Source organism: Paraburkholderia phymatum STM815 (genome assembly GCF_000020045.1).
GTDB lineage: Bacteria > Pseudomonadota > Gammaproteobacteria > Burkholderiales > Burkholderiaceae > Paraburkholderia > Paraburkholderia phymatum.
The window spans coordinates 1,477,810-1,502,249 of the sequence record NC_010623.1 but is presented as its reverse complement, the minus strand read 5'-3'; the positions used below and the strand labels follow the sequence as shown (position 1 = coordinate 1,502,249).

General features: G+C 62.5%; 26 protein-coding genes. 6 read left to right on the top strand and 20 right to left on the bottom strand.

Annotated elements, in window-relative coordinates:
* Positions 1 to 42 precede the first annotated feature (42 nt).
* The 6 genes from pcaC to BPHY_RS22415 form a co-directional block, all read right to left on the bottom strand.
* Positions 43 to 429 (bottom strand): 4-carboxymuconolactone decarboxylase, encoded by a 387-nt coding sequence (pcaC, locus tag BPHY_RS22440; protein ID WP_012403747.1) that lies wholly within the window; start codon positions 427 to 429, stop codon positions 43 to 45.
* Positions 426 to 1,217 carry a 3-oxoadipate enol-lactonase gene (gene pcaD / locus BPHY_RS22435; protein WP_012403746.1) on the bottom strand — a complete coding sequence of 264 codons (792 nt, stop codon included), beginning with the start codon at positions 1,215 to 1,217 and terminating at the stop codon, positions 426 to 428. Before pcaD ends, pcaC begins: the two co-directional genes overlap by 4 nt.
* 21 nt (positions 1,218 to 1,238) lie before the next feature.
* Entirely contained in the window at positions 1,239 to 2,603 is a 1,365-nt protein-coding gene (locus tag BPHY_RS22430; RefSeq protein ID WP_041765255.1) for a 3-carboxy-cis,cis-muconate cycloisomerase, read from the bottom strand.
* A 120-nt stretch (positions 2,604 to 2,723) separates the two neighbouring features.
* Entirely contained in the window at positions 2,724 to 3,383 is a 660-nt protein-coding gene (locus tag BPHY_RS22425; RefSeq protein WP_012403744.1) for a 3-oxoacid CoA-transferase subunit B, read from the bottom strand.
* An 11-nt stretch (positions 3,384 to 3,394) separates the two neighbouring features.
* Positions 3,395 to 4,096 (bottom strand): 3-oxoacid CoA-transferase subunit A, encoded by a 702-nt coding sequence (locus tag BPHY_RS22420; protein ID WP_012403743.1) that lies wholly within the window; start codon positions 4,094 to 4,096, stop codon positions 3,395 to 3,397.
* 311 nt (positions 4,097 to 4,407) lie between these two features.
* Positions 4,408 to 5,586, bottom strand: a complete 1,179-nt coding sequence (locus BPHY_RS22415) for a 4-hydroxybenzoate 3-monooxygenase (RefSeq protein WP_012403742.1) — start codon at positions 5,584 to 5,586, stop codon at positions 4,408 to 4,410.
* 148 nt (positions 5,587 to 5,734) lie between these two features.
* On the opposite strand from BPHY_RS22415, the gene BPHY_RS22410 reads away from it, so the two are divergent.
* Complete coding sequence (locus BPHY_RS22410) at positions 5,735 to 6,658, top strand: LysR family transcriptional regulator (protein ID WP_012403741.1); 924 nt, start codon at positions 5,735 to 5,737, stop codon at positions 6,656 to 6,658.
* Positions 6,659 to 6,763: 105 nt separating this feature from the next.
* Entirely contained in the window at positions 6,764 to 7,393 is a 630-nt protein-coding gene (folE, locus tag BPHY_RS22405) for a GTP cyclohydrolase I FolE (RefSeq protein ID WP_012403740.1), read from the top strand.
* On the opposite strand, the gene BPHY_RS39715 is transcribed toward folE, so the two are convergent.
* The 5 genes from BPHY_RS39715 to BPHY_RS22385 form a co-directional block, all read right to left on the bottom strand.
* Positions 7,390 to 7,641 carry a hypothetical protein gene (locus BPHY_RS39715; protein ID WP_157686669.1) on the bottom strand — a complete coding sequence of 84 codons (252 nt, stop codon included), beginning with the start codon at positions 7,639 to 7,641 and terminating at the stop codon, positions 7,390 to 7,392. The two genes, folE and BPHY_RS39715, sit on opposite strands and share 4 nt — an antisense overlap.
* Before the next feature lie 527 nt (positions 7,642 to 8,168).
* On the bottom strand, positions 8,169 to 9,059 hold the full coding sequence (locus BPHY_RS22400) for a DMT family transporter (RefSeq protein ID WP_012403739.1): 891 nt from the start codon (positions 9,057 to 9,059) through the stop codon (positions 8,169 to 8,171).
* A 100-nt stretch (positions 9,060 to 9,159) separates the two neighbouring features.
* On the bottom strand, positions 9,160 to 9,987 hold the full coding sequence (locus tag BPHY_RS22395; protein ID WP_012403738.1) for an AraC family transcriptional regulator: 828 nt from the start codon (positions 9,985 to 9,987) through the stop codon (positions 9,160 to 9,162).
* Positions 9,988 to 10,024: 37 nt separating this feature from the next.
* Positions 10,025 to 10,957 (bottom strand): serine O-acetyltransferase EpsC, encoded by a 933-nt coding sequence (gene epsC / locus BPHY_RS22390; RefSeq protein WP_012403737.1) that lies wholly within the window; start codon positions 10,955 to 10,957, stop codon positions 10,025 to 10,027.
* Between the two features lie 159 nt (positions 10,958 to 11,116).
* The gene (locus BPHY_RS22385) at positions 11,117 to 11,350 is read right to left on the bottom strand and encodes a hypothetical protein (protein WP_007586604.1); all 234 of its coding nucleotides are present in this window, start codon (positions 11,348 to 11,350) and stop codon (positions 11,117 to 11,119) included.
* Positions 11,351 to 11,636: 286 nt separating this feature from the next.
* Here BPHY_RS22385 and BPHY_RS22380 point away from each other — a divergent pair, with 286 nt between their 5' ends.
* A complete protein-coding gene (locus tag BPHY_RS22380; RefSeq protein WP_012403736.1) occupies positions 11,637 to 12,086 on the top strand; it encodes a DUF3005 domain-containing protein in 450 nt (149 codons plus the stop codon).
* Positions 12,087 to 12,255: 169 nt separating this feature from the next.
* Entirely contained in the window at positions 12,256 to 12,861 is a 606-nt protein-coding gene (locus BPHY_RS22375) for a short chain dehydrogenase (protein WP_012403735.1), read from the top strand.
* A gap of 74 nt (positions 12,862 to 12,935) precedes the next feature.
* Here the strand turns inward: BPHY_RS22375 and araD are convergent, their stop codons facing one another.
* The 8 genes from araD to BPHY_RS22335 form a co-directional block, all read right to left on the bottom strand.
* A complete protein-coding gene (araD, locus tag BPHY_RS22370) occupies positions 12,936 to 14,696 on the bottom strand; it encodes an L-arabinonate dehydratase (RefSeq protein WP_012403734.1) in 1,761 nt (586 codons plus the stop codon).
* Between the two features lie 9 nt (positions 14,697 to 14,705).
* Positions 14,706 to 15,611 (bottom strand): ABC transporter permease, encoded by a 906-nt coding sequence (locus BPHY_RS22365; RefSeq protein WP_012403733.1) that lies wholly within the window; start codon positions 15,609 to 15,611, stop codon positions 14,706 to 14,708.
* Positions 15,611 to 16,498 carry an ABC transporter permease gene (locus tag BPHY_RS22360; RefSeq protein ID WP_012403732.1) on the bottom strand — a complete coding sequence of 296 codons (888 nt, stop codon included), beginning with the start codon at positions 16,496 to 16,498 and terminating at the stop codon, positions 15,611 to 15,613. The genes BPHY_RS22365 and BPHY_RS22360 overlap by 1 nt, the downstream gene beginning before the upstream one ends.
* Positions 16,495 to 17,574, bottom strand: a complete 1,080-nt coding sequence (locus tag BPHY_RS22355) for an ABC transporter ATP-binding protein (protein WP_012403731.1) — start codon at positions 17,572 to 17,574, stop codon at positions 16,495 to 16,497. The genes BPHY_RS22360 and BPHY_RS22355 overlap by 4 nt, the downstream gene beginning before the upstream one ends.
* A 149-nt stretch (positions 17,575 to 17,723) precedes the next feature.
* Entirely contained in the window at positions 17,724 to 18,902 is a 1,179-nt protein-coding gene (locus tag BPHY_RS22350) for an extracellular solute-binding protein (protein ID WP_012403730.1), read from the bottom strand.
* A gap of 263 nt (positions 18,903 to 19,165) precedes the next feature.
* Complete coding sequence (locus tag BPHY_RS22345; RefSeq protein ID WP_012403729.1) at positions 19,166 to 20,116, bottom strand: SMP-30/gluconolactonase/LRE family protein; 951 nt, start codon at positions 20,114 to 20,116, stop codon at positions 19,166 to 19,168.
* A 121-nt stretch (positions 20,117 to 20,237) separates the two neighbouring features.
* On the bottom strand, positions 20,238 to 21,818 hold the full coding sequence (locus BPHY_RS22340; RefSeq protein WP_012403728.1) for an aldehyde dehydrogenase (NADP(+)): 1,581 nt from the start codon (positions 21,816 to 21,818) through the stop codon (positions 20,238 to 20,240).
* A gap of 80 nt (positions 21,819 to 21,898) precedes the next feature.
* The gene (locus BPHY_RS22335; RefSeq protein WP_157686667.1) at positions 21,899 to 22,168 is read right to left on the bottom strand and encodes a hypothetical protein; all 270 of its coding nucleotides are present in this window, start codon (positions 22,166 to 22,168) and stop codon (positions 21,899 to 21,901) included.
* Between the two features lie 505 nt (positions 22,169 to 22,673).
* Between BPHY_RS22335 and BPHY_RS22330 the strand changes: the two genes are divergently transcribed.
* A complete protein-coding gene (locus BPHY_RS22330; RefSeq protein ID WP_012403726.1) occupies positions 22,674 to 23,378 on the top strand; it encodes a helix-turn-helix transcriptional regulator in 705 nt (234 codons plus the stop codon).
* Here the strand turns inward: BPHY_RS22330 and BPHY_RS22325 are convergent.
* Complete coding sequence (locus BPHY_RS22325) at positions 23,362 to 23,694, bottom strand: helix-turn-helix domain-containing protein (protein ID WP_012403725.1); 333 nt, start codon at positions 23,692 to 23,694, stop codon at positions 23,362 to 23,364. The genes BPHY_RS22330 and BPHY_RS22325 overlap by 17 nt on opposite strands.
* Before the next feature lie 141 nt (positions 23,695 to 23,835).
* On the opposite strand from BPHY_RS22325, the gene BPHY_RS22320 reads away from it, so the two are divergent.
* Positions 23,836 to 24,423: an acyl-homoserine-lactone synthase gene (locus BPHY_RS22320; protein WP_012403724.1), complete on the top strand. Its 588-nt coding sequence runs from the start codon at positions 23,836 to 23,838 to the stop codon at positions 24,421 to 24,423.
* The last annotated feature ends 17 nt before the right edge of the window (positions 24,424 to 24,440 follow it).

Below are 24,440 nucleotides of genomic sequence, written 5' to 3'. Positions count from 1 at the left end.
GCGGATGCCAGCAAAAGCAAAAGCAAAAACCGCGCGCCGCCGTTAGGCGCCCTGGTCCTGCTCTTTAAAGATCTTATCCGCGAGATGAAAAGCAGAATTCGCCGCGGGCACACCGCAATAAACAGCGGTCTGCAGCAGAACCTCTTTAACCTGCTCCCGAGTCACCCCATTATTCCGCGCCGCGCGAAGATGCAAAGCAAGTTCCTCGCCGCGATTAAGCGCGACCATCATCGCAATGGTCAACAGACTCCGCGTGTGCCGCGGCAACCCTTCTCGCGTCCAGATCTCCCCCCATGCATACCGGGTGATGAAATTCTGAAACTCCTCGGTGACCTCGGTGCGGTTCTCCAGCGAACGATCCACATGCGCATCGCCCAGCACAGCGCGGCGCACCTTCATGCCCGCTTCATATCGTTGATCGTCGTTCATCGCGGCCCCTTCAGGAAATCGATCACCGTCTTCGTGAACGTATCGGCCACTTCGATGTTCGAAATATGCGATGCATCCAGTTCGACATAACGCGCGCCCGGAATCGCGGCGGCCAGTTCGCGCCCTTGCGCTGGCGTCGCAGCAAGATCATGTGTGCCGGAAATCACCAGCGCCTGCGCCTTGATGCCGGGCGCCTCCGGCCGCAAATCCGTCGCGTTGATCGCTTCACAGTTCAGCGCGTAACCTTCCTTGTCGGTATGCACGAACACGTCGCGGACATAATTGAACACGAGCGGCTCGCGTGCAATGAACTCAGCCGTGAACCAGCGCGGCAGCACGGCCTCCGACAACGTCAGCATGCCTTCCGTGCGCGCCCGCGCGGCGCGCGGCACCCACACTTCCGGCGAGCCGATGCGCGCCGCCGTATTGCACAGCACGACACGATCGATACGGCCCGCGTAACGCGCCGCGAGACCGATGCCCGTCAGGCCGCCCATCGAGATGCCGCAGAAATTCGCGCGCGCGATCTTCAACGTATCGAGCAGGCCAATCACGTCGCCCGTCAGCAGTTCGATCGAATACGGTCCCTTCGGCGCTTCCGAATGGCCGTGACCACGCGTGTCATAACGCAGCACGCGGAAATGCTTCGCGAATTCGGCGATTTGCGGCGTCCACATCGACAGGTCGGTGCCGAGCGAATTCGACAACACGAGCCACGGCGCATTGCCGTGACGGTCGCCGTCGATCCGGTAGTGAAGCTCGATGCCATTGACTGCGGCGTAAGGCATTCCTTTACTCCTGATGTTGGTTCACGCGTTCTTGCGCGCGGTATGAAGAGCCAGCACGGCGTCCACGAAAGCGTGCGCGCTGCCGACATAATGGGCCGGATCAAGCAGACGTTTCAGTTGCTCGACGGGCAGATGTTGAGTGACGGATGCATCGGCGGCCAGCACGTCGAATAGTGTCTCGCCGCTTTTCACGGCCTCTTTCGATGCATGCTCGACGAGATGATGCGCGTCCATCCGCCCGATCTTGTCGCCGAGCGCAAGCATCACCGCTTCGCCGAGAATCAGGCCGTGCGTGACGTCGAGATTCGCAGCCAGCCGTTCCACGTTCACTTCGAGACCCTTCGCGATCTGCTCGATATTCGCGAGCGCACCGCCCGCGAGACGCGCGAGATCCGGCAACGAATCCCATTCGGCCTGCCATCCGCCGAGTGCGCGTTCGTGCTCCTGCACCATCCCCGCGAACACCGTCGCGACGAGGCCGGGTGCGCGCGTCGCCGCTGTCAGCACGGCCGCGCAGCCCACCGGGTTGCGCTTGTGCGGCATGGTCGAGGAACCGCCCTTGCCTGCCGCAGTCGGCTCGCCGAGTTCGCCGAGTTCCGTCTGCATTTGCAGCGAGATATCGCGCGCGATTTTCCCCAGCGTGCCGATCAGCATGCCGAAAAACGAAGCCGCTTCGGCGATGCGATCACGCTGCGTGTGCCACGGCACGGCGGGCAACTGCAGCTTCAGTTCCTGCGCGAGCGCTTCGGCCACCGCGCCGCCCTTGTCGCGCAGACTCGCGAGCGTGCCAGCCGCGCCGCCGAATTGCAGCACGAGCGCGCGCTCGCGCAATGCGTCGAGCCGCTCGCGATGACGCAGCAACGCATCGAGCCATTGGGCAAACTTCAGGCCGAGCGTGATGGGCAGCGCCTGTTGCAGCCACGTGCGGCCGATCATCGGCGTCGCGCGGTGCCGTTGCGCAAGCGCGGCAATGGCGTCGCACGTCGACGCCATTGCGCGGTCGAGCAGATCGAGCGTGTCGCGCAGTTGCAGCACGGTCGCCGTATCGATGATGTCCTGACTCGTCGCGCCCCAATGGACGAATTTCGACGCTTGCGCATCGGCGTCCTTGACGCGCGCGGTCAGCTGTTTGACGAGGGGAATCGCGAGATTGCCGCCGAGCGCGGCGTCGCGTGCCAGTGCGTCGGCGTCGAGCTTGTCCGCGTTGCAGGTCGCTTCGATTGCGGCGACGGCCGACTGCGGGATCACGCCATGTGCCGCCGAGGCCCTGGCCAGAGCCGCTTCGACGTCGAGCATCCGTTGCAGCGTCGCACGCGGCGACCAGATGTCGTTCATCGGCTGCGTGCCGCAGATCAGGCCAGTCAAGCGGGCGCTAGCTTCTAGCATGATGTTCAGTGCGTTGGATGAATGCGCGTTGGGTTCGCGCAGAGAGCGCGCGGCGTTCGGCTCCATTGTCGCCGAACGCCGCGGCGAGGTCACGCGCGCATTTGTGCGCGCATCGCTGTTTCAGGCTGCGCGAGCCTGCTGCGTGCCATCGATCAGCGCGACGCCCGTCAGCTTTTCCAGTTCCGCGAAGTCGATATCCGAGAAGATCTCGCGCACGACGAGGCCGTCCTTCGTCACGTCGATCATCGCGAGGTCCGTATAGATGCGGTCCACGCAACCGACACCCGTCACCGGGTACGAGCACTCGACCACGATCTTGCTCTCGCCCTGCTTCGTCAGGTGCTCCATCATCACGAACACCTGCTTTGCGCCGATGGCCAGATCCATCGCACCGCCGACGGCAGGAATCGCGTCCGGTGCGCCCGTGTGCCAGTTCGCCAGGTCGCCCTTCGCGGACACCTGGAACGCGCCGAGCACGCAGTAGTCGAGGTGACCACCGCGCATCATCGCGAACGAATCCGCATGATGGAAGAACGCGCCACCCGTCAGCAGTGTGACATGCTGCTTGCCAGCGTTGATCAGTTCGTCGTCTTCTTCGCCTGTCGCGGGCGCCGGGCCCATGCCGAGCAAGCCGTTCTCGCTGTGCAGGAAGATTTCCTTGTTCGCGTCGAGATGGTTCGCCACCAGCGTCGGCACGCCGATGCCGAGGTTCACATAGGCGCCTTCAGGAATGTCTTGCGCGACGCGCTTCGCCATTTCATCGCGGGTCAGTCGTTTCATGTCGGTCTCCTTCAGGCGGCTTGTTCAGGGCGTTGCGTTTGATGCGCCGCTTGGGGCACTTCGACGATGCGTTGCACGAAAATGCCCGGCGTCACGATCACTTCGGGGTCGAGCGCGCCGAGCGGCACCACTTCCGACACCTGCACGATGGCCGTCTTCGCGGCGCTCGCCATGATCGGGCCGAAATTGCGCGCCGTCTTGCGATACACCAGGTTGCCCCAGCGGTCGCCCCTGTACGCCTTGATCAGCGCGAAATCGGCGTGCAGCGGTGCTTCCAGCACGTAATGCTTGCCGTCGATCTCACGCGTTTCTTTGCCTTCCGCGAGTTTGGTGCCGTAACCCGTCGGCGTGAAGAAGCCGCCGATGCCCGCGCCCGCCGCACGGATGCGCTCGGCCAGATTGCCCTGCGGCACGAGTTCCAGTTCGATTTCGCCGGCGCGATAGAGCGCGTCGAACACATACGAGTCCGTCTGGCGCGGGAACGAGCAGATGATCTTGCGAACGCGCTTCGCCTTCAGCAACGCGGCGAGGCCCGTGTCGCCGTTGCCGGCGTTGTTGTTCACGATGGTGAGTTCTTTGGCGCCCTGCTCGATAAGCGCGTCGATCAGCTCGGACGGCATGCCCGCCGTGCCAAAGCCGCCGATCATGACGGTCGCGCCGTCATGCACGTCGGCAACTGCCGAGTGGAGTGACTCGAAAATCTTGTTGATCATGTCGAATATCCTCTGGAACGCGTCGTTCCGCGCCGCGCGACCCGCCTGCTCACAACCTGGATGCGCGCCGGACGGTCTCCACGTCCGCTTGTTCCTTCAAGTCCTGCTGACGGCATGCAGACCTGCTGCAGGCCGCATGTATTGGGTTCGCCGTCCGCTTCCGCGCCGTTGTCGAACTCTAAAAGTTCTATATACGAACACAGTTTCGTTTAGCGAACGTACCGGCGCATTATGGTTTGCGTCCGTATCTCTTGTCAAGGCAACGGTTTCGTGGTTTGCCCTACTGCGTGGCGTGCGGTGATGAATTCAGATCACTCGTGAAACGGCAGCCCTACGTAGTTCTCGGCCAGCATTCGCGATGCTGCGTCCGAACTCGTCACGTAGCGCAGTTCCGACAGTTTGAGCCGTTCGACGAACGGCGAATCCTCAAGCGATGGGTGCAGCATGTTGGTCATGAAGTACGAGAAATGCTCGGCGCGCCAAACCCGCTCGAGGCAGGTCGTTGAGTATGCGTGGAGCAGATCGCCGCGGCCTTCGCGGTAGTGCGCGGCGAGCGCCTTCGACAGCACGCGCACGTCGGCGACCGCGAGATTCATGCCTTTTGCGCCCGTGGGCGGCACGATGTGCGCGGCGTCGCCTGCCAGAAAAAGACGGCCGTATTGCATGGGTTCGCATACGAAGCTGCGCATCGGCGTCACGCCTTTCTGCGTGATATCGCCGATCGAAGGCAGCCAGCCGTCGTCGTTTTCGAAGCGCGCATGAAGCTCGGCCCAGATGCGCTCGTCGGACCATTGCGAGAGGTCTTCGTCGGGACGGCATTGCAGGTAGAGACGCGTCACGTCTGCTGAGCGCATGCTGAAGAGCGCAAACCCGCGCGTGTGATGGGCGTAGACGAGTTCGCCGCAGTTCGGCGCGGCGTCGGCCAGAATGCCGAGCCATGCATAGGGATAGACGCGCTCGAAGATTTGCAGCGCGTCATGCGGAATCGACTGGCGCGCGATGCCGTGAAATCCGTCGCAGCCCGCCACAAACTCGCAGTCGATCCGCTGCATTGCGCCATCAAGCGTGAAGCCAACCCACGGTCCGTCGGTCGCGAGATCGTGTAGTGTGACATCGGATACGCCGAAATACAGCGGCTGTTCGTGCTCGTCGGCGGACGCGATCATGTCGCGCACCACTTCGTGCTGGCCGTACACGGTGATTGCGCGGCCGCCTGTCAGCGTCGTCAGATCGATGCGATGCCGCTTGCCGTCGAACAGCAGTTCGATGCCGTGATGCACGAGTCCCTCGCGCTGCATCCGTGCGCCGAGGCCGGCTTCGTTGAGCGTATCGACGGTGCCCTGCTCGAGCACGCCTGCGCGTATCCGGTGCTCGCAATGTTCGCGCGAGCGGCTCTCCAGCACCACTGATTCGACGCCCGCGAGCCGCAGCAGATGCGACAGCAGCAAGCCGGCGGGACCAGCGCCGATGATCAACACTTGAGTGCGCATCGCTTGTCGCCTCCAGCCTTTTGTTCGGGTGGTTACGTTTTCAACCGACTCTCGTCGCTTTCCCGACTATGCGAAATCGCCATTTTTAAGTTAGGTTATATACGATTTGTCAATAACGTGCGGCTCTTCGTGAGTGCCGCGCCCCAGCATGGCCGAACTCGATCTCAACCTGATTCCCTACCTGGTCGCGCTCGAAGACATGCGCAATGTGAGCCGCGCCGCCGAACGGCTCGGCGTGAGCCAGCCGCGCGTGAGCACCGCCCTTGGCCGTTTGCGCGAATACTTCAACGACCCGCTGTTCGTGCGCACGTCGCGCGGCATGGAGCCGACGCCGCGCGCGCTCGCACTGATCCCCGCTGCGCGAGAAGCGCTCGCGCGCATCGAAAAAGGCATGCTCGAATCGCAGGACTTCGATCCCGCGACCACGACGCAGACCTTTTCGCTCGCGCTGTCCGACGTCGGCGAAATCGTCTTTCTGCCGCGTCTGTTGCAGCTGTTTGCCGAGCGCGCGCCGCATGCGAACCTGCGTTCGGTGTCGCTGCCGCCTGCGCATGTCGAACGCGGACTGGAATCGGGCGATATCGATCTCGCAGTCGGTTACTTTCCCGATCTTTCGGGCAACAACTTCTTTCAGCAGCGCCTGTTCACGCACCGCTTCATCTGCCTGATGCGCAGCGACCATCCGCTCGCGGGTGCACAACTGACGCTCGAACAGTTCATTGCGCTCGGGCACGCCGTCGTGCGTGCGGAAGGACGCAGCCAGGAGGTGCTCGAGCAGTATCTGGAGAAAAAGCGCATCCGGCGTCGCGCCGTGCTCGAGACACCGCACTTCATGAGCCTGCCGTTCATCCTTGCGCGCACGGATCTGATCGCGACCGTGCCGCACGCAATCGGCTTCGCTTACGTGTCGGAGCATGCATCGATCACGCTGGTCGAACCGCCCTTACCGCTGCCGCGCTTCGACTTGAGGCAGCATTGGCATCGCAAGTTTCATAACGATCCCCGCGCGAGCTGGCTGCGTAGCGTGGTTGCCGAACTGTTCAATGACGCGAAGGACGAGTGGCCGAAATAGCGCTTGCATCAGTCGTGGATGCAAATCCATGTTGGTCATAGGGCCAGGAAACATGGAACAATGCCCCAACGTGCGATGCGCGTGTTACTGCAACTGGAGCGAAGGATGACGACGAAGAAAACAATACCCACCGACGCACCCGGCCGGCCGTCCCGCGAGGAAGCCGAAGAAGCCGTGCGCACGTTGCTGCGCTGGGCGGGCGACAATCCTCAGCGCGAGGGGCTGCTCGACACGCCGGCGCGCGTCGTGCGGGCGTATGAAGAATTTTTCGCGGGCTACAACGTGGAGCCGCGCGATATCCTGGCGCGCACGTTTTCGGAAGTGGACGGTTACGATGAGATGATTGTGCTCAAGGACATTCGTTTCGAGAGCTATTGCGAGCATCACATGGTGCCGATCATTGGGCGCGCGCACGTTGCTTATTTGCCTGAGCATCGGGTGGTGGGAATTTCCAAGCTGGCGCGCCTTGTCGATGCGTTTGCCAAGCGGCTGCAGATTCAGGAGAAGATGACGGTGCAGATCGCCGATACCCTGAACGAAGTATTGCAGCCGAAGGGTGTCGGTGTGATTCTCGAGGCTTCGCATCAGTGTATGTCGACACGGGGCGTGCACAAGGCTGGCGTCGAGATGGTGACGTCCCGGATGCTCGGGACTTTCAGATCGGATCCTTCGACCCGGAGGGAATTCTTGTCGATCGTGAATAGTCCTACATCGGTTAGTGTGGCTAATACCTAGCGTTTTTTTGTCTGCGACGCGGCGTTGCCGGGGTTGGCCTTTTGCTTTCGCTTTTGCTTTTGCTTTTGCTTTTGCTTTTGCTTTTGCTTTTGCTTTTGCTTTTGCTTTTGCTTTTGCTGGCATCCGCGGTCTGCTTCTGGTTTGCTGGCGTTGCCCCTGTGCGGGGCGGCACCTACTTTTCTTTGCCGCGGCAAAGAAAAGTAGGCAAAAGAAAGCCGCTCACACCGCCAGCCCGTGTCATTACCCACGGGCTCTCCACGTCCCGCGTCCTGTATGCGGCAACGCGCCAGGTTGCGCCCGTTGCCAGCGCTCCTGGATTCGCGTCACCTACTTCACGTGCCCGCGTCACGGATGGCGTTTTCTGAAAGTCCACGGCCGCCCAGGTGGCAAACTGTGTGTAGGCCGCCGCACCGCAAGTGCACCACTCCGGACTGAAAACCGGGATCGGTGTCGTAGGATCGGCAACGCATGTGGTGCGGTAACCAACACACCGTTTGCCACCTGGGCGGCGCAAACGATTCGCTGCCGCTGGCTGCACTACGGGTGACTGGAGCGGGTGATGCGCCTGTTCAAGGCGCTGGCAACGGGCGCGACCTGGCGCGTTGCCGCATACAGGACGGGGACGTGGAGAGCCCGTGGGTAATGACACGGGCTGGCGGTGTGAGCGGCTTTCTTTGCTTACTTTCTTTGCCGCGGCAAAGAAAGTAAGTGCCGCCCCGCACAGGGGCAACACCAGCAAACCAGAAGCAGACCGCGGATGCCAGCGAACAAGACCTCACCGCGTCGCAGACAAAAAAACCCCGGCCAGCACACACGCTACCCCAACAATCTGCGCACCGCTGACCGCCTCTTGCAACAAGCAGACAGCGAGCACAAGAGCAGACACAGGCACGAGAGCCGTGACAACACCCGCTTGGGCGCCGCTCAGGCGAGAAGATCCTGCATACCAAAGCACAAATCCAAGCACGGTCGGCACGAGTGCGTAATACACGACCCCAGCAACCGCGCCAACAAAAACCGGATCCGCAGCCAACCGCCACGGCTGCTCGAACAAACAGGCAGGAAAAACAGCAACAAGCAACCCGATCCCACTCATCATTGCCGACAACGGCAACGCCGCAACCGGCGTCCGCAGTTTGCGATTCAGCAGGATAAACAGCGCCTCGCAGACTATCGCCGCAAACACCAGTGCGTTTCCGACAAGAGAATGCCCACCACCCGCATCGGAACGTTCGTCGAACCGCACGGTGCAAACAACCACACCCACCGTCGCGAGCGCAATGGCTCCAAGCAACGCCGGCGACGGCCGCTCTCCAAGCGCGAGCATCGCAAAGACTGCCGACACCGCCGGCAACGTCCCAGCAACCACACCCGCATCCGCCGCCGACGCGAACCGCATTCCGCCGATCAGACAAACCGTATAGCCCACACTCCCCGCCCCCGCCTGCGCGATCAACAGCAAGGTATCGCGCGCATCGAGCTTCGGCCATCGAACCTTCAGCACGCGCATCATCGCGAGAAATATCGGAAACGCAATCGCAAAGCGCAACGCCGTCGCCGAAAACGGCGGAAGACCGCCCGCAATCGGCTTGCTGACCACCACTGTGCTGCCCACGCCAATCATCGCCAGCGCACAGAAAACATAACCGGTGTAACGCGCGTTCATGCCGCTGCCTCCTCGTTTCGAACGATGCGGCAAGCGTACGGTTAGCCGCAATGCGCGGTCTTGAACGTTATTGCAGAGTAACGAAGAACAACAGGATGAATCACCGGACAGCCGCGGCGTAGCTCGCAGGCGTGACGCCAAGAAGCCGCACGAACGCGCGCGTCATGTGGCTCTGATCCGCGAAACCCGCCGACACTGCGGCGTCCACGAGCGGCATGCCGCGCGCGATCAGGTGGCGTGCTAACGCGACCCGGCGCTGCATCCGGTACGCATGCGGCGGCAAACCGACTTCATGCGCAAAACTGCGCAATAGCTGGAAGCGGCTCATGCCGGCTTCCGCAGCCAGCTCGGCCAACGTCGATGCAGACGCGGGATCGTCGTCGATGCGGCTCCTTGCACGCGCAACAGAAACGTTGGGCACGGGTCCGGGCGGCGCCGACGTCGCGTAATGCCGTCCGACATGCGCAAACAACCCGAGCAGCGCTTCTTCGCAAGCCAGATTGTCGGGCGTCACGTCCTCGTCGATCGCGTGCACAGCCACCGAGAAAACCCGCGTCAAGCACATCGACAATTTCGGATCGTTTAGCACTGGACGGGTCAATTCCACTTCCCGCAGCGCCGAATGCGCGCATTCGGCGAGCGTCGCCGTCACGAGCGACGGCGCGAAATACAGCATCCGCCACGCGCGTCCGCGTTCGTCGAGCGGACTGCCGTCATGTACTTCGCCGGGATTGACGGTGATGACGTCGGTCGCGCGCGCTTCCACAGGGCCGCGCCCGCTGGCCGACCGCTGCCCGCCCGCGATGACCACACCGATGCCGAAACAATCGTGTGAATGCCGCGCGAACGCATGCGTCGTGTGCGCGACGGTCGCTTCGACGCCATCGAGCGCACAGCGCAGCATCTGGACGCGTCCACGCGACTTCATCGCCCGCGCTCAGCGCTGAAGAAACGGCACGCGCATATCAGCGCCGCCCGTCGTCGTTACGCAAGCGCTCGCCTTCGCGGATCTTGCCCTGCGATACGCTGCTGCCGGGCGGGACGCTGTGCGTGAGCCAAACATTGCCGCCGATCACCGAGCCGCGCCCGATCGTCACGCGGCCCAGAATCGTCGCGCCCGCGTAGATCACGACGTCGTCCTCGACGATCGGGTGACGCGCATTGCCCTTCACGAGCGTGCCGTCGTCGTCCGCGGCAAAGCTCTTCGCGCCGAGCGTCACCGCCTGATACACGCGCACGCGCTCGCCAATGATGGCCGTCTCGCCGATCACGACACCCGTGCCATGATCGATGAAGAAGCTCGGGCCGATCTGCGCGCCAGGATGAATGTCGATGCCCGTCGCCGAATGCGCGATCTCGTTGATGAAGCGCGCGAGCAACGGCACGCCGAGCCTGTGCAGCGCGTGCGCGAGCCGATGATGTGTCATCGCCCACACGCCGGGATAGCACAGCAGGATTTCCGTAATGTGCTGCGCGGCGGGATCGCCGACATACGCGGCCTGAATATCGCTAACCAGCAAAGCGCGTATGCCCGGCAACTGCTTGCCGAACTCGCGCGCAACGTCGAACGCGCGTTTGCTCAGATCCGCGTCCGACGTCTGCGCGTGTTCGGGCAAGAAGCGCAACGCGCGGCGAATCTGTTCGGCGAGCAGACGCAGCGTGCTTTCGAGCGTATGGCCCACGTAGTAGTCGACGCTCTCGTCGGTCAGGTCGGGCGCCCCATAGTGCGTCGGGAAAAGCGCTGCGCGCAGTCCCGCGACGATGTTGATCACGCCGTCGCGCGAAGGCAGTTCGCGAATACCGCGCGGATGACGCGTGCGATGGAGCTCTTCGCGCGATGCGCGCAGTTCGGCAACGATCTGTTCGAGGCCCCAGTTGTGGGAAGAAACGTTTGACATGGCGAGGACGGCCGTCGCGCACGAAGCGCGACAATAGTGAATTGTCCCCAGAGATTACCTCGTTTCGCCGCGCGCCGCCGCGCCTCGGTGCGATTCGCATAAGGAATGGCTCATGCAGACGAACTCGCCGCATGCGCGGCAGTGCGAGCAAACGGCGTGCTACACGGTCATACTGCTTGCGTCGATCCAGCGGACTGCCCAGTCGCGGGCATGCGCGATAGCAGCGGCTTCGTCGGTGAAGCGGAGATCGGTGGGGAAGAAGCGGTTGGCGACCAGTTCGCCATCGCTGGAGCGCGAGACGACGACATACGGTTGCCACGTCCCATCGCCTGCACGCGCCGGTGCACAGTTCAGCAAGTAGCCACGATGTGTGAATGCAGCATCAACGTGCATGAGTCACCCGCCCCTGACTGCCTCATAGATGGTCCTTTTTGCGAGTGGGATGCCGTGTATTGAAGCAACCGGCGCGAACGCCGTGATCATGCTTTTATATGGCCTTGCTGCACTCGAATCAGAATCATACTCTGTAGGAAAAGAGCGTCCACCAAAAAAAATCGTAAAAATTTTCGGGCCGCGCGAAGCGCCGTCACGCGCGCTTCACGAGGTGATCGGGCGCTCACGCGGAACGGGTTTTGCTCGTATCCTATGCTTTAAGGCACGTGTCAAAGGAGGGCGTCAAATGAGCCTCAACACCCGCAAGGTACCGGCGACGCAATCGGGAACCCATGTTGCGCGCAGTGCCGAAATGCATAACGACCGCACCCACGACAGCACGGTCGATACCGACAGTAAGAACCACGAAGCGGCGCGCATCGCGGGCCATGCGCCGATCGGCCCCGATGAGATCACCACGAGCAACGCGTCGCTGGTCAACAGCGTCCTGGACGATCCATATGCGGAGCTGGCGGGATTCGACAGCCGCATCGGCGGCAATCATCTGCTGCTTGCGCTGGAGCCCGGGTATCGCGTGATCGACAAGGGCATGATCCCGCCCGAAGTCGTCGAGCAATTCGACGATCGCTTCCACGAACTGCGCACGGAAGCAGGCGAGCGGATGCGCGGCCGTATGCACTACGCGCTCAACCACCAGCGCCCGACGCGCGTTATCGAAATCGAACGGTTGAAGTGAACGGTTGGTCATGTGACGCGTCGTCTTCTCGACGTGTCACAGACCGCACCGATCGCTCATACGTGCATGCGATTCGAAACTGCCGGTTCGATGATTTCGTCGCGCGCGCATCTTTTTCCTGATTGAAACGATCGGCACAATCGGCGCACTTTCATACACGGAGCGAAAGATGAGCAGAATCGTCGTGATCGGTGCAACGGGCACGCTCGGCCAGGCAGTCGCCGCCGAACTGAAGGCGCGGCACGAAGTGATTGAAGTCGGCGCGACGCGCGGTGCGTATCAGGTCGACAGCAAGGATCCCGCAAGTGTCGAACGGCTGTTCGAAGCGATCGGCAAGGTGGACGGCGTCGTCACCACCACGGGCAAGGTCCACTTCGGTCTGCTCCCCGAGATGACCGTCGAACAATTCTGGGTCGGCCTGCGCGACAAGCTGATGGGACAGATCAACGTCGTACTCTCCGCGCAGAAGTATGTGAACGACGGCGGCTCGTTCACGATGACGAGCGGCATTCTCGCCGATGAGCCCATCCGGCTTGGCGTCAGCGCGACCACCGTGAATCTTGCGCTCGAAGGTTTCGTGCGCGGCGCGGCGATCGAACTGCCGCGCGGCATCCGCATCAATGTGGTCAGTCCGACTGTGCTGACGGAATCGATGGAAAGTTATGCGCCGTTCTTCCGCGGCTTTGAGCCCGTCGATGCGAAGAAGGCAGCGCAAGCCTATTTGCGCAGCGTCGAAGGTGCGCAGACGGGTCGGGTATATCGCGTCGGAAGCTAACTAGTCGACGCTTCGCCCGATGTCGGCTGGCGAGCCCACATTCTGGATGCGCTAGCTGGCTGTTTTCACTGCTGTCAGTGAATCTCCGGCTCGCCTGCCGACGCGCTCGCACCGCTCGCGCCATCGCGTTGCAGGAAATCGAAGTCGCAGCCCTTGTCGGCCTGCAGCACATGCACCTGATGCATCGCGCCGTAGCCGCGTGCGAATCGCGGCGCGGGCGCGACCCATCCGGCCTTGCGCCGCGCGAGTTCTTCGTCCGATACCAGCACGTTCAGCCTGCGCTGCGGCACGTCCAGTTCGATCATGTCGCCGTCGCGCACCAGCGCAAACGGCCCGCCGATGAACGATTCGGGCGCCACGTGCAGCACACATGCACCGTAGCTCGTCCCGCTCATGCGTGCATCTGAGATGCGCAGCATGTCGCGCACGCCCTTTTTCAGCAGCTTTTGCGGGATCGGCAACTGGCCCCACTCCGGCATGCCCGGCGCGCCGACAGGCCCTGCGTGCTGCAACACGATCACACAGGTTTCGTCGATGTCCAGTGCGTCGCTATCGATGCGCGCGGCCATGTCGTTATAGTCGCTGAACACCACCGCGCGGCCCGTGTGCACGAGCAGATGCGGTTCGGCGGCACCCGGCTTGATGACCGCGCCATCGGGCGCGATGTTGCCGCGTAGCACGGCAAGACCGTTGTCCGGCATCAGCGGATTGCCTCGGCGGCGGATCACGTCGTCGTTGAAAATCCGCGCGCCCTCGAGGTTCTCACCGAGCGTGTGTCCGTTCACCGTCTTCTGCGAGCGGTCGATCAGATCGCCCAGTTCCGCGAGCATCGCGGGCAGGCCGCCCGCGTAATAAAAGTCTTCCATCAGATACGCGCCCGTCGGCCGGATGTTCGCCAGCACGGGCGTGCGGCGCGAGATCGAGTCGTAGCGATCGAGCGTCAACTGGATACCCGCACGGCGCGCCAACGCGATCATGTGCACGATCGCATTCGTCGATCCCGACAGCGCGAGGCAGGTCGTCACGGCGTTATCGACCGATTGCTCCGTGAGGATGTCCGACGGCTTCAGGTCTTCCCACACCATCTCGACGATGCGCATGCCCGTTTTTGCGGACATCTGCGCGTGGCGCGAATCGGGCGCCGGAATCGACGCGAAACCCGGCAGCGTGAAGCCGAGCGCTTCCGCGGCGCTCGTCATCGTCGACGCCGTGCCCATCGTCATGCAATGTCCCGGCGAGCGCGCGATGCCGCCTTCCACACCGCGCCAGTCGTCCTCGGTGATCTTGCCCGCGCGCAATTCGGCCCAGTACTTCCACGTGTCGGAACCGGAGCCGAGCGTCACACCATTCCAGTTGCCCCGCAGCATCGGACCGGCGGGCAGGAAGATGGTGGGCAGATCCATCGAGATCGCACCCATCAGCAGCGCGGGCGTGGTCTTGTCGCAACCGCCCATCAGCACGACGCCATCGGCGGGATACGAGCGCAACGTCTCTTCCGCTTCCATCGCGAGGAAGTTGCGATAGAGCATCGTGGTGGGCTTCTGGAAAGGCTCGGAGAGCGTCTGCACGGGCAGCTCGATGGGAAAGCCGCCCGCTTGCCAGATGCCGCGCTTGACCTCTTCCACACGTTGCCTGAAATGCGTGTGGCACGGGTTCATCTCGCTCCACGTGTTGAGGATCGCGATGACGGGCTTGCCCGCATATTCCTCACGGCTGTAGCCCATCTGCGCAGTGCGCGAGCGGTGGCCGAACGACCGCAGATCGTTCACGCCATACCAGCGGTGACTGCGCAGTTCTTCGGGCGTCTTGCGTTTGTTCGTCTGATGGTTCGACACAACTTCTCCCTACCGGCGCTGCTCCTTCACCCGCGACACGATTTGCGTCGGGCTCACGAATTGCAGCGCGATCAATACCCAGATCAGCGTGATCGCCATGTAGATCATCGCCATCGCGTCGATCGACTGCGGCGCGCGCACGCCCGTCGAGAATACCGCGTAGTACAACGCGACGACGAGCGTCTGCGTCGCCGGTCCCGCCGTAAAGAACGTCAGCTCGAACATGCCGATCGTACGCACCAGCACCAGCAGTCCCGCAGCGAGCATGCCAGGTACCAGCAGCGGCAGCAGGATGTAGCGGAAATAGCGAAACGTGTTCGCGCCGAAAATGCGCGCCGCCGATTCCAGGTTCGGATCGATCTGTTCGATGAACGGGGTCATCACGAGAATCACGAAGGGCAGCGCAGGCACGAGATTGGCGAGAATCACGCCGCTCAATGTGCCCGCCAGTCCGATCTTGTACATTACGGTCGCCATCGGGATGCCGTACGTGACGGGTGGCACCATTAGCGGCAGCAGGAACACGAGCATCGCGAAACGCTTGCCGCGGAACTGCACGCGCGCAAGCGCATACGCGGCGGGCACACCGAGCAGAATGGACAGCAGCACGACCGCGCCGACCACTTCGACCGTCACCCATAACACGGCCGCGAGCTGAAAATCGCTCCATGCCTGCGCATACCAGTGCAACGTGAAACCCTGCGGCAGCAGCGTGCCGAACCAGCGGGTCGCAATCGAGTTGACCGCGACCGTCGCAATCAGCAGCACGATGTTCAGCAGAAAGAAAATCATCGCGCCCCAGACGAGCGCCTTGTACACGCGGTCGCGCAAACTGACGTGCGGTTTCATCGATTTCACCGTTTGGCCTTGCGGCGCAGCGGGCCAGGGACGCGCGACTTGATGATCGGTAGCCATCAGCCCTTACCTCCCGTCGCGGGTCCACTGTAGAAGAAGCGGCGCGCGCCCAGCATCGCGGCGACGATCACCAGTTGCACGAATCCCATCACGATCGCGATCGCCGAAGCCAGCGAGTAGTCGTAGTTCTCGAACGCGGCTTCTGCGGCGGCGATCGACATTACGCGCGTCGGTCCCGCGGGCGCGCCCAGCAGCACCGCCGAAGGAAACACCGAAAACGCCTGCACGAACGACAGACACGCGGCCATCGTCAGCCCCGGCACCAGCAGCGGCAGATAGATGCGCCTGAACTGCTGCCACGGATTCGCGCCGAGTGTTGCCGCCGCGCTCGCGAGCGTCGGATCGATACCCGTGACGTAGGACAGCGTGAGCAGGAACGCAAACGGAAAGCCGGAGACGATCAGCGAAATCAGCACGCCCCAGAAGTTGTGCGTGAGGCGCACTTCGTCGGCATACAGATGCAGCCCCTGCAGTGCTTGCGGGAACCAGCCGTTGGGACCGAAGTAGGTGAGCATGCCGTCGGCGATCAGCACCGTGCCGAGCGTGACGGGAATCACGAGCAGCGTCGTCACGAACTTCTGATACGGCGACGGACGGCGCAGCGCGAATGCGACAGGCACCGACACCCCGACGTTGATCAACGTGGCGGGCACGGCGAGCTTCAGCGTGACGATGATGGTCGGCCACATCGACGTGTCGCTGAAGAACTTCGCGTAGTTCGCCCACATGCCGCCGCCTTCCATTGGGCTGAACGACAGTGCCAGACCATAGACGAACGGGTAGACGAACAGCGCAAGAATGAACAGCAAGGCGGGCGACACGAGCCACGCCTTGCCGTCGCGCGGCGCGGCGGGCGTCGTCGCGGCGGCGGGCGTCAGCGTGCTCATGACGGCTCTCCGTCATAGACCAGCGTGCGCGACGGCGGCACGCGCAGCGTGACGCGCTCGCCTTCGGCAAATTCGCCAGCGACGCGCGCCCACAGTTCGCCGAACGCGCTCTTCACACGGATAAGGGAATCGCGGCCGCCGTATTCAACCGCTGTCACCTGCGCGTCGAACGCGTTCCCGGAACCGGGCGCGGCGCGCTCCATGTCCTCCGGGCGCAGCGCGACGGACACGCGCTTGCTATTGAAGCCGTCCATCGCCGTGCCGATCAGCCGCACGCCGTTCGCTTCGACGGCCACGCCTTCGCCCTGCACGCCTTCGAGCATGAACGGCAGCACGTTGCGATAGCCCATGAAGCGCGCGACGTGCAGATTCTTCGGCCGTCCATAGACTTCCTTCGGCGTCGCGACCTGCTGCACCACGCCTTCTTTCATCACGACGATGCGGTCGGCCATCGACAGCGCTTCGTCCTGGTCGTGCGTCACATAAATGGTCGCGCGATCCAGCTGCGTATGAATGCGGCGAATCTCGGCGCGCATTTCGATACGCAGCTTCGTATCGAGATTCGACAGCGGCTCGTCCATCAGAATGAGCGGAGGCTCGATGACGATCGCACGCGCAATCGCGACGCGCTGCTGCTGGCCACCCGACAGCTGGCCCGGCAGCTTCCTCTCATGACCGACCAGCTGCACGAGCTGCAGCGCTTCGCGTGCTCGCTTGACCGTTTCGGCTTTGGACACGCCGCGCATCTTCAGACCGAAGCCGACGTTGTCGAGCACGGACATGTGTGGAAACAGCGCGTAGTTCTGGAACACCATGCCGAAGCCGCGCTTTTCCGGCGGCAGCACGTCGATACGTTTTTCGTCGAGCCAGATGCCGCCGCCCGACAGCGGCTGCAAACCGGCGATGCAGTTGAGCGCCGTCGACTTGCCGCAACCCGACGGCCCCAGCAGCGCGATAAACTCGCCGCGGCGAATATTGAGGTCGAGGCCCTGCAGCGCGGCCACCGATTGCCCTTCCGCGTTCACGAAACTGCGGCAGACCGACTCGAGGCGCAACTGTTCAAATTGATGCTTCATGATCGCTTCCCTACGATGTTGCATGGCCGCGCCCACAGGCGGCGCGCCGTCACAATCGCCGGCTCGCGCGCTGCGTGAAGCGCCGATGCGCACGCGAAGCGGCATCGGCTTTCCGCATCGCGCGGCGACGGGTATGCGTTGGTCTGCGCTTACTTGGTCTTTTGTGCGCCGACTTCGCGGTCCCACTTCTGGAACGCAGCGACCATGGCCGCTGCGTTCAGCGGCTGAACGTGCGGACGGTCGGCCAGCAGTTTTGCGTATTCCGGACGGCCGAATTTCTTCAGCACGTCCTGGCTGTGCTCGGGCGCCTGCGCTTCTGTCATGCCCTTGATGGCCGGGCCTGGGTAGAAGTAGCCGTCGTCATAGGTCATCGCCTGCTGCGCCGGCTCGAGCATGAAATTCATCAGCTTGTAGAGCACGTCGAGCTTTTCTTTTGGCACGCCCTTCGGGATCACCATGTAGTGCGCGTCGTTCACCCAGGTCATGTTGTCGAACGCCTGCACCTTGAATTCGGCGGGCACGATGCCGAGCGCGCGCGGATTGATATCCCACCCCGTCACGGTCACTGTCATGTCGCGCGTGCCTTCGCCCAGTTCCTTCATGACGGCGGACGTGCCGCCCGGATAGTAAGGAATGCAGTCGTTCAGCTGCTTGAGGAACGCCCACGTCTTGTCCCAGCCGTTGACGGGGTCTTTCGGGTCTTTATCGCCGAGCACGTACGGCAGCCCCATCAGGAACGTGCGGCCAGGACCGGAGTTGGCGGGACGCGCGTAGATCAGCTTGTTCGGATGCGCCTTGCACCATTGCAGCAGTTGATCCGGCGTCTTCGGCGGATCGCTGACCTTGGCGGGGTTGTATTCGATGAGCGGACCGGCGGGCATATAGGCGACTTCGAGACCGAAGCCCTGCGCGAGATCCTGCATCTTGCGCGGGCCCGGCGCGTACTTGTCGAGTGCGCCGGGGAAGGCGGCGTTGTTCTCAGGCAGCAGCTTGACCCACAGGTTCTGCTCGATACCGGCGGCGAGCGCGTCGGTGCCCGTCAGAACGAGATCGATATCGGAACGGCCGGCCGCCTGCATCGCCTTGATCTTGCCAGGCAGTTGCGGCGCGGGCGCATTCGTGAAGGTAATGTTCGAAACGAGGTTGGGGTACTTGGCCTTGAAAGCTTCGAAGCCCTTTTGCGTCAATTGGAGATCGCCGGCGACGTCGACGATATTGAGCGTGACGGGATCGGCCGCCCGGGCCGTTTGTGCGAACCCGGCGACGGCAGCACCAACTGCCACGCACACTGCCGCCACCCTTACTGACAACTTGCCAGAAAAAGCCATTTCGTCTCCTCGCCTCTTGGTATGGAACGCCCGCCGACGGGATGCGGCGGTGACGCACTACGGGCTGCTAGTGACTGAAACATAACGAACGGGCGCTCATGATGTCAAGCAAATTCTGGTGCAACGCGCGCATAGCTATGTGGCCTTTCAGATTCCTCAAGCCCTTCTGCTGAAAGGATTTGGGCGGTTTCAGCGGATCCGTCGCACGCCCCTGGGGAGAACACCGAGAGTCAACTTGTTAGGCAACTTACCGTTGTCGTGCGTTACCCGCCGCACACGCCTTGCGTGTTCACATAGAGCGAATACAGGCCGTGGCTCGCGGCCATGAAGAGTCGATTGCGGTGCCTGCCGCCAAAGCACACGTTCGCGCAGCGCTCCGGCAACGCGATATGGCCGAGCGCCTCGCCGCCCGGCGAGAACACGCGCACGCCGTCGAGTTCGTCGGTGCCCATGCCCCAGCCGCACCACAGGTTGCCGTGGATATCGACCCGAAAGCCATCCGGCGTGCCCTGCTGCGCATCGATCAGCACACGGTTGTTCGTCAGCGACCGCCCGTCGCCGGCGACATCGAACGCGCGGATCGTGCGCGGCTTCGAACGCGACTCGACGATGTACAGCACGGACTCATCCGGCGAGAACGCCAGCCCGTTCGGTCCGATTACCTCGTCGCACACCATCGTGACTTCGCCTGTCTGCCCGTCGACGCGATACACGTTTTGCGGCAGTTCCGGCTCCTGCTTTTCGCCCTCGTAGAAGCTGTCGATACCGAACGATGGATCGGTGAACCAGATCGAGCCGTCCGATTTGACGACGAGGTCGTTCGGCGAGTTGAAGCGCTTGCCTTGGTAGCGGTCGGCGATGACGGTGATCGAACCGTCGTATTCGGTTCGTGTGACACGGCGTGTCAGATGCTCGCAGGTCACGAGGCGCCCTTCGCGATCGCGTGTATTGCCGTTCGCGTTGCCGGACGGACGGCGAAACGGCGTCACCGCGCCCGTCTCCTCGTCCCAGCGCAGGATGCGGTTGTTCGGAATGTCGCTCCACAGCACATAGCGGCCGTCGCCGAACCAGACGGGCCCTTCGGACCAGCGCGCGCCCTGATATAGACATTCGACGGACGCCGACGCGAGGCGCAATGCGTCGAAACGTGGATCGAAACTGCGAATGGAGGGATCGGGATAGCGTCGCGGGTTCAGATGGCTGAGTTCGGTCATGGCGCTGTCGGTGCAAACGCCGGACGTCGAAGCGATCGACGTCCGGCGTATTGCTGTCGTTGCCGGTTATTGTTGGTTATTGCTGGTTACGCTGTTATAGACGCTGGTCGCGACACGAGCGTCAAGCCTGCGCGGGCTTGCCGTCGCGCAGACGCCAGAGCTTCAGCGGATTCTCGTCGCGCAGCGACTGCGGCAGCAGATCGGCAGGCAAGTCCTGGTAGCAGACAGGCCGAAGAAAACGCTCGATCGCCATCGCGCCGACTGACGTCGCGCGCGGATCGGAAGTGGCCGGGAACGGGCCGCCGTGCACCATCGCGTACGACACTTCGACGCCCGTCGGGAAACCGTTCGCGAGAATGCGGCCGGCCTTGCGCTCGAGCGTGGGCAGAAGCCGGCGCGCGATGTCGTAGTCTTCGGGCTCGATCTGCAGCGTCGCCGTCAACTGGCCTTCGAGATATTCGGCCACCTTCACCATTTCGTCGATATCGGCACACGTCACGATCAGCGACGTTGGGCCGAAAATCTCGTCTTCGAGTTCGGCGGACGCGAGGAATTGCATTGCGGAAGTCTGGAACAGCGCGGGCAGCGCCGCGCAGGTCGCATCCGACGACGTGCCGCGCGCAATGCTCTGCACGCCGCGCTGTTCGGTACGACGCGAAATGCCGTCCTGGTAAGCGTTGGCGATGCCCGGCGTCAGCATCGTCTGCGCGCTCTTTTGCGCGAGCGCCTTCGCGGCGGTGTCGATGAACGTCTGCTTGTTCGGTCCTTCGAGAATCAGCACGATGCCGGGATTCGTGCAGAACTGCCCGACACCGAGCGTCACGGATTCGACGAAGCCCGTCGCGATCTGCTCAGCGCGCTTCGCGAGTGCGCCGGGCAACACGAACAACGGATTGACGCTGCTCATCTCGGCGAACACGGGAATCGGCTCGCGGCGCTTTTGCGCGAGATTGACGAGCGCGAGACCGCCCGCACGCGAACCCGTGAATCCGACCGACTTGATCGCGGGATGCTGGACCAGCGCTTCGCCGATCTCATTGCCCGCACCCACCACGAGCGAGAACACGCCTTCGTGCAGACCGCAGTCGGCCACTGCTTTCTGAATCGCGCGGCCGACCAGTTCGGACGTACCCAGATGCGCCGGATGCGCCTTCACGACGACGGGGCAACCCGCTGCGAGCGCCGACGCCGTATCGCCGCCTGCCACAGAAAACGCCAGCGGGAAATTGCTCGCTCCAAACACGCCGACGGGACCAACGGGAATCTTCTGCAAACGCAGGTCGGGGCGCGGCAGAGGCTTGCGATCCGGCTGAGCGGAATCGAGAGTCGCGTCGAGCCAGCGGCCTTCGCGCACCAGCGACGCGAACAGCTTCAACTGCCCGACCGTGCGCGCGCGTTCGCCCTCGAGGCGCGCCTTCGGCAGCGCCGATTCAGCTTGCGCGCGCTCGATCAGCGCATCGCCGAGGCCGAGAATGTTCTCTGCGATGGTCTCTAGAAAATGTGCGCGGATCTCTAGCGGCGTTTGACGGTATGCGTCGAACGCAAGTCCCGCCAGCGTGCACGCGCGGTCCACTTCGACCGAGCCGCCGGCGCCGAACTCGGGCTCGATTTCCATGTTGTGCGCCGGGTCGAACGCGCGCAGCGTGCCTTTGGTGCCACGCACCTCGGACGCACCGATCAGCATGTCTCCGGTAATCTGCATGTCCAGCTCCTGTCGATGGCCGTGCAGGGACGGTGTCGCGTCGCGCGGCCTGGAATCCAAATAGTGAGCAGTCTGCGACGTCACGAATGGGCGGACGATTCCGCGAGACGGTGCTCGAACTCGAGCAAAACCGACGTCGCAACGCTGATCTTCGCATGATCTGCCCTCTGTTCGCTGCGCCGCCGTTCGCGCAGGTCGCGGGGAACGAGGCGACGACGGAACGCGCGCATGGACCACGCGACCGCGTACATGTGAGCAACCAGCGTGCCCTTGTCGACAAACTCGGACGTCGTGAGCCTTGCCACGACCATCGCCCAGGTTAGCACCGCGTCGCCAATGTTGTCAAACAACCTGATGGGCGGGGCCATGCGGTGCAGGACGCATGAAAACGATTTTCCTCATATGAATGAAGGCGCGGCCTGCTGCACTGCGAATCGCGCTTTTAAAAAGCTCGTATGACAACAGGCGGAATACTGTCCCGGCTTGAATCTAACCTTTCGTAATCCATTCCGATTTTCAACTGTCCGCCGTATTTAATACCGACAGAAACGGGAAAATGACCTTTCGAAGCGCACGGTTAAACGAGGCGCTGGCTGGCAGAGCCAGGAGCGGATTTGCGGCATTCAGTGCAGAATTGGGCAAATGCAATTGAGAGCCTTTCGGCGCGCCCCGCTTTTGAGTCAGGAAATTAAACAGACTGGAAATTCTCTCCCGCGATTTAGTATTAACCGGCGAATAATAGTGATAGATTCATGTGCAACAGGATAATGAGTCACCGCAGCATCGGCATGGCCACCGCCCGCTCCGCTGCGAACCTCGAGAGATAGCACCTTGCCGCAACATTTCATTGAGCAGATGTCGCCGTTGCTGGAAGCGGAGAACGATGTCACCTGGTTCCGCGAACTCGCCCGACTGGCAGACGACTGGGGCTTTGACCGCGTGCTGGTGGGCATTCTGCCGCGGCCAGGCATGCGGCTCGAAGACGCGTTCATCCGTAGCACGTATTCGCCCACGTGGCGGCAGTTCTACAACGAGCAAGGGTTCGCGCATATCGATCCGACCGTCGCACATTGCATGACGAAGTCGTCACCGCTGATCTGGTCGCCGGATCTGTTCGACACGTATCCGGCGCAAACCATGTATGAGGAAGCCCGCGCGCATGGCTTGCGAGCAGGCGTGAGCCTGCCCATTCACGGGCCACGACAGGAATCGGGTTTGATCTGTTTCGTCAACGACCACAACCCGAGCGACGATTTCTGGCGTCATCTCGACGTCGTGCTGCCCAACCTGGTGCTGTTGCGCGACCTCGTCATCGACACGAGCCAGCCTCACCTGAACACGCACACGCAGGCTTTGGTGCCTAAACTCACGCCGCGGGAACAGGAATGCCTGAAATGGACCGCGCGCGGTAAGTCCACTTGGGAAATTTCGCACATTCTCAATTGCTCAGAAGCGGTGGTGAACTTCCACCTCAAGAACATTCGTACGAAATTCGGCGTGAACTCCCGGCGCGCAGCCGCCGTGATTGCGACGCAGCTCGGGCTTATTGATCCAGGTTGATGAGCTCACGCGCTTCCGGGTTGTGCAGCACCTTCTCTGCCCTGCCCAGATCGCCGTCCGTGACGGTCTTCGTGAAATAGAGGCCCAGCAGGATCGAGACGGGCGCAGGAATTTCCGCGCCCGATTCGAAGCGGCTGCCGCGCGACTGCGTCACGCCGAAACGCGCCCAGAACTGGCGCTGGCTTTCCTTCTTTTTCTTGCGGTACGCGATGATCAGAACGCGATCCACCCCGGACGACATGTCCGGATTGCGGCTCTGTGCGGTCGGTTGAACGTTTGCGTGAACGCCCGCTTGCCAATGATTTTGAAGTTCCATGATGTTTTCCTGTGATTGGCTGCCCTCATCTCAATTTTGTAATCTTCAGACACAAACGCCACCTATCCAGGTGAGTAGGTGTTTTTTTTATCCGCAATGCATACGTTTTCCTGCGTACCGCGACCACGTAAGGAGCACACCATGCATACGGCGATTCGGATTGGCACACGGCAAGAGTTCGACAACAACCACATCAACGAGATGTATCGACTTCGCGCCCGGGTCTTCCGGGACCGGATGGGATGGGACATCCCGACCATCGCGGGCATGGAGATCGACGGCTACGACGCCCTCGGGCCGTACTACATGCTCATTCAGGACGGCGATCGGCGGGTGCGCGGCTGCTGGCGGCTGATGCCGACGGAAGGTCCGAACATGCTGAAGGACACTTTCCCGCAACTACTCGACGGCCGGGAGGCGCCACTCGGGCGACATATTTGGGAATTGAGCCGCTTCGCTATCGAAACGGATGGCGCGCAAACGTTTGGCTTTGCAGAGTTGACGATGCATGCGATCCACGAACTCGTGACTTTCGCAGACCGCATGGGCATTACGCGCTACGTGACAGTCACGACGACAGCGATCGAGCGGATGCTGCGGCGCGCTGGCATCGAGGTGACACGGCTGGGGCCGCCCGTCAAGATCGGCGTCGAACGGACCATCGCGCTCGACATCACCGTGGATGCGATCCGCGCGGCGGTGTGCAAGCCGATGCCCGTGGCGGCCTGACGGCCCGCGCCGCGGCC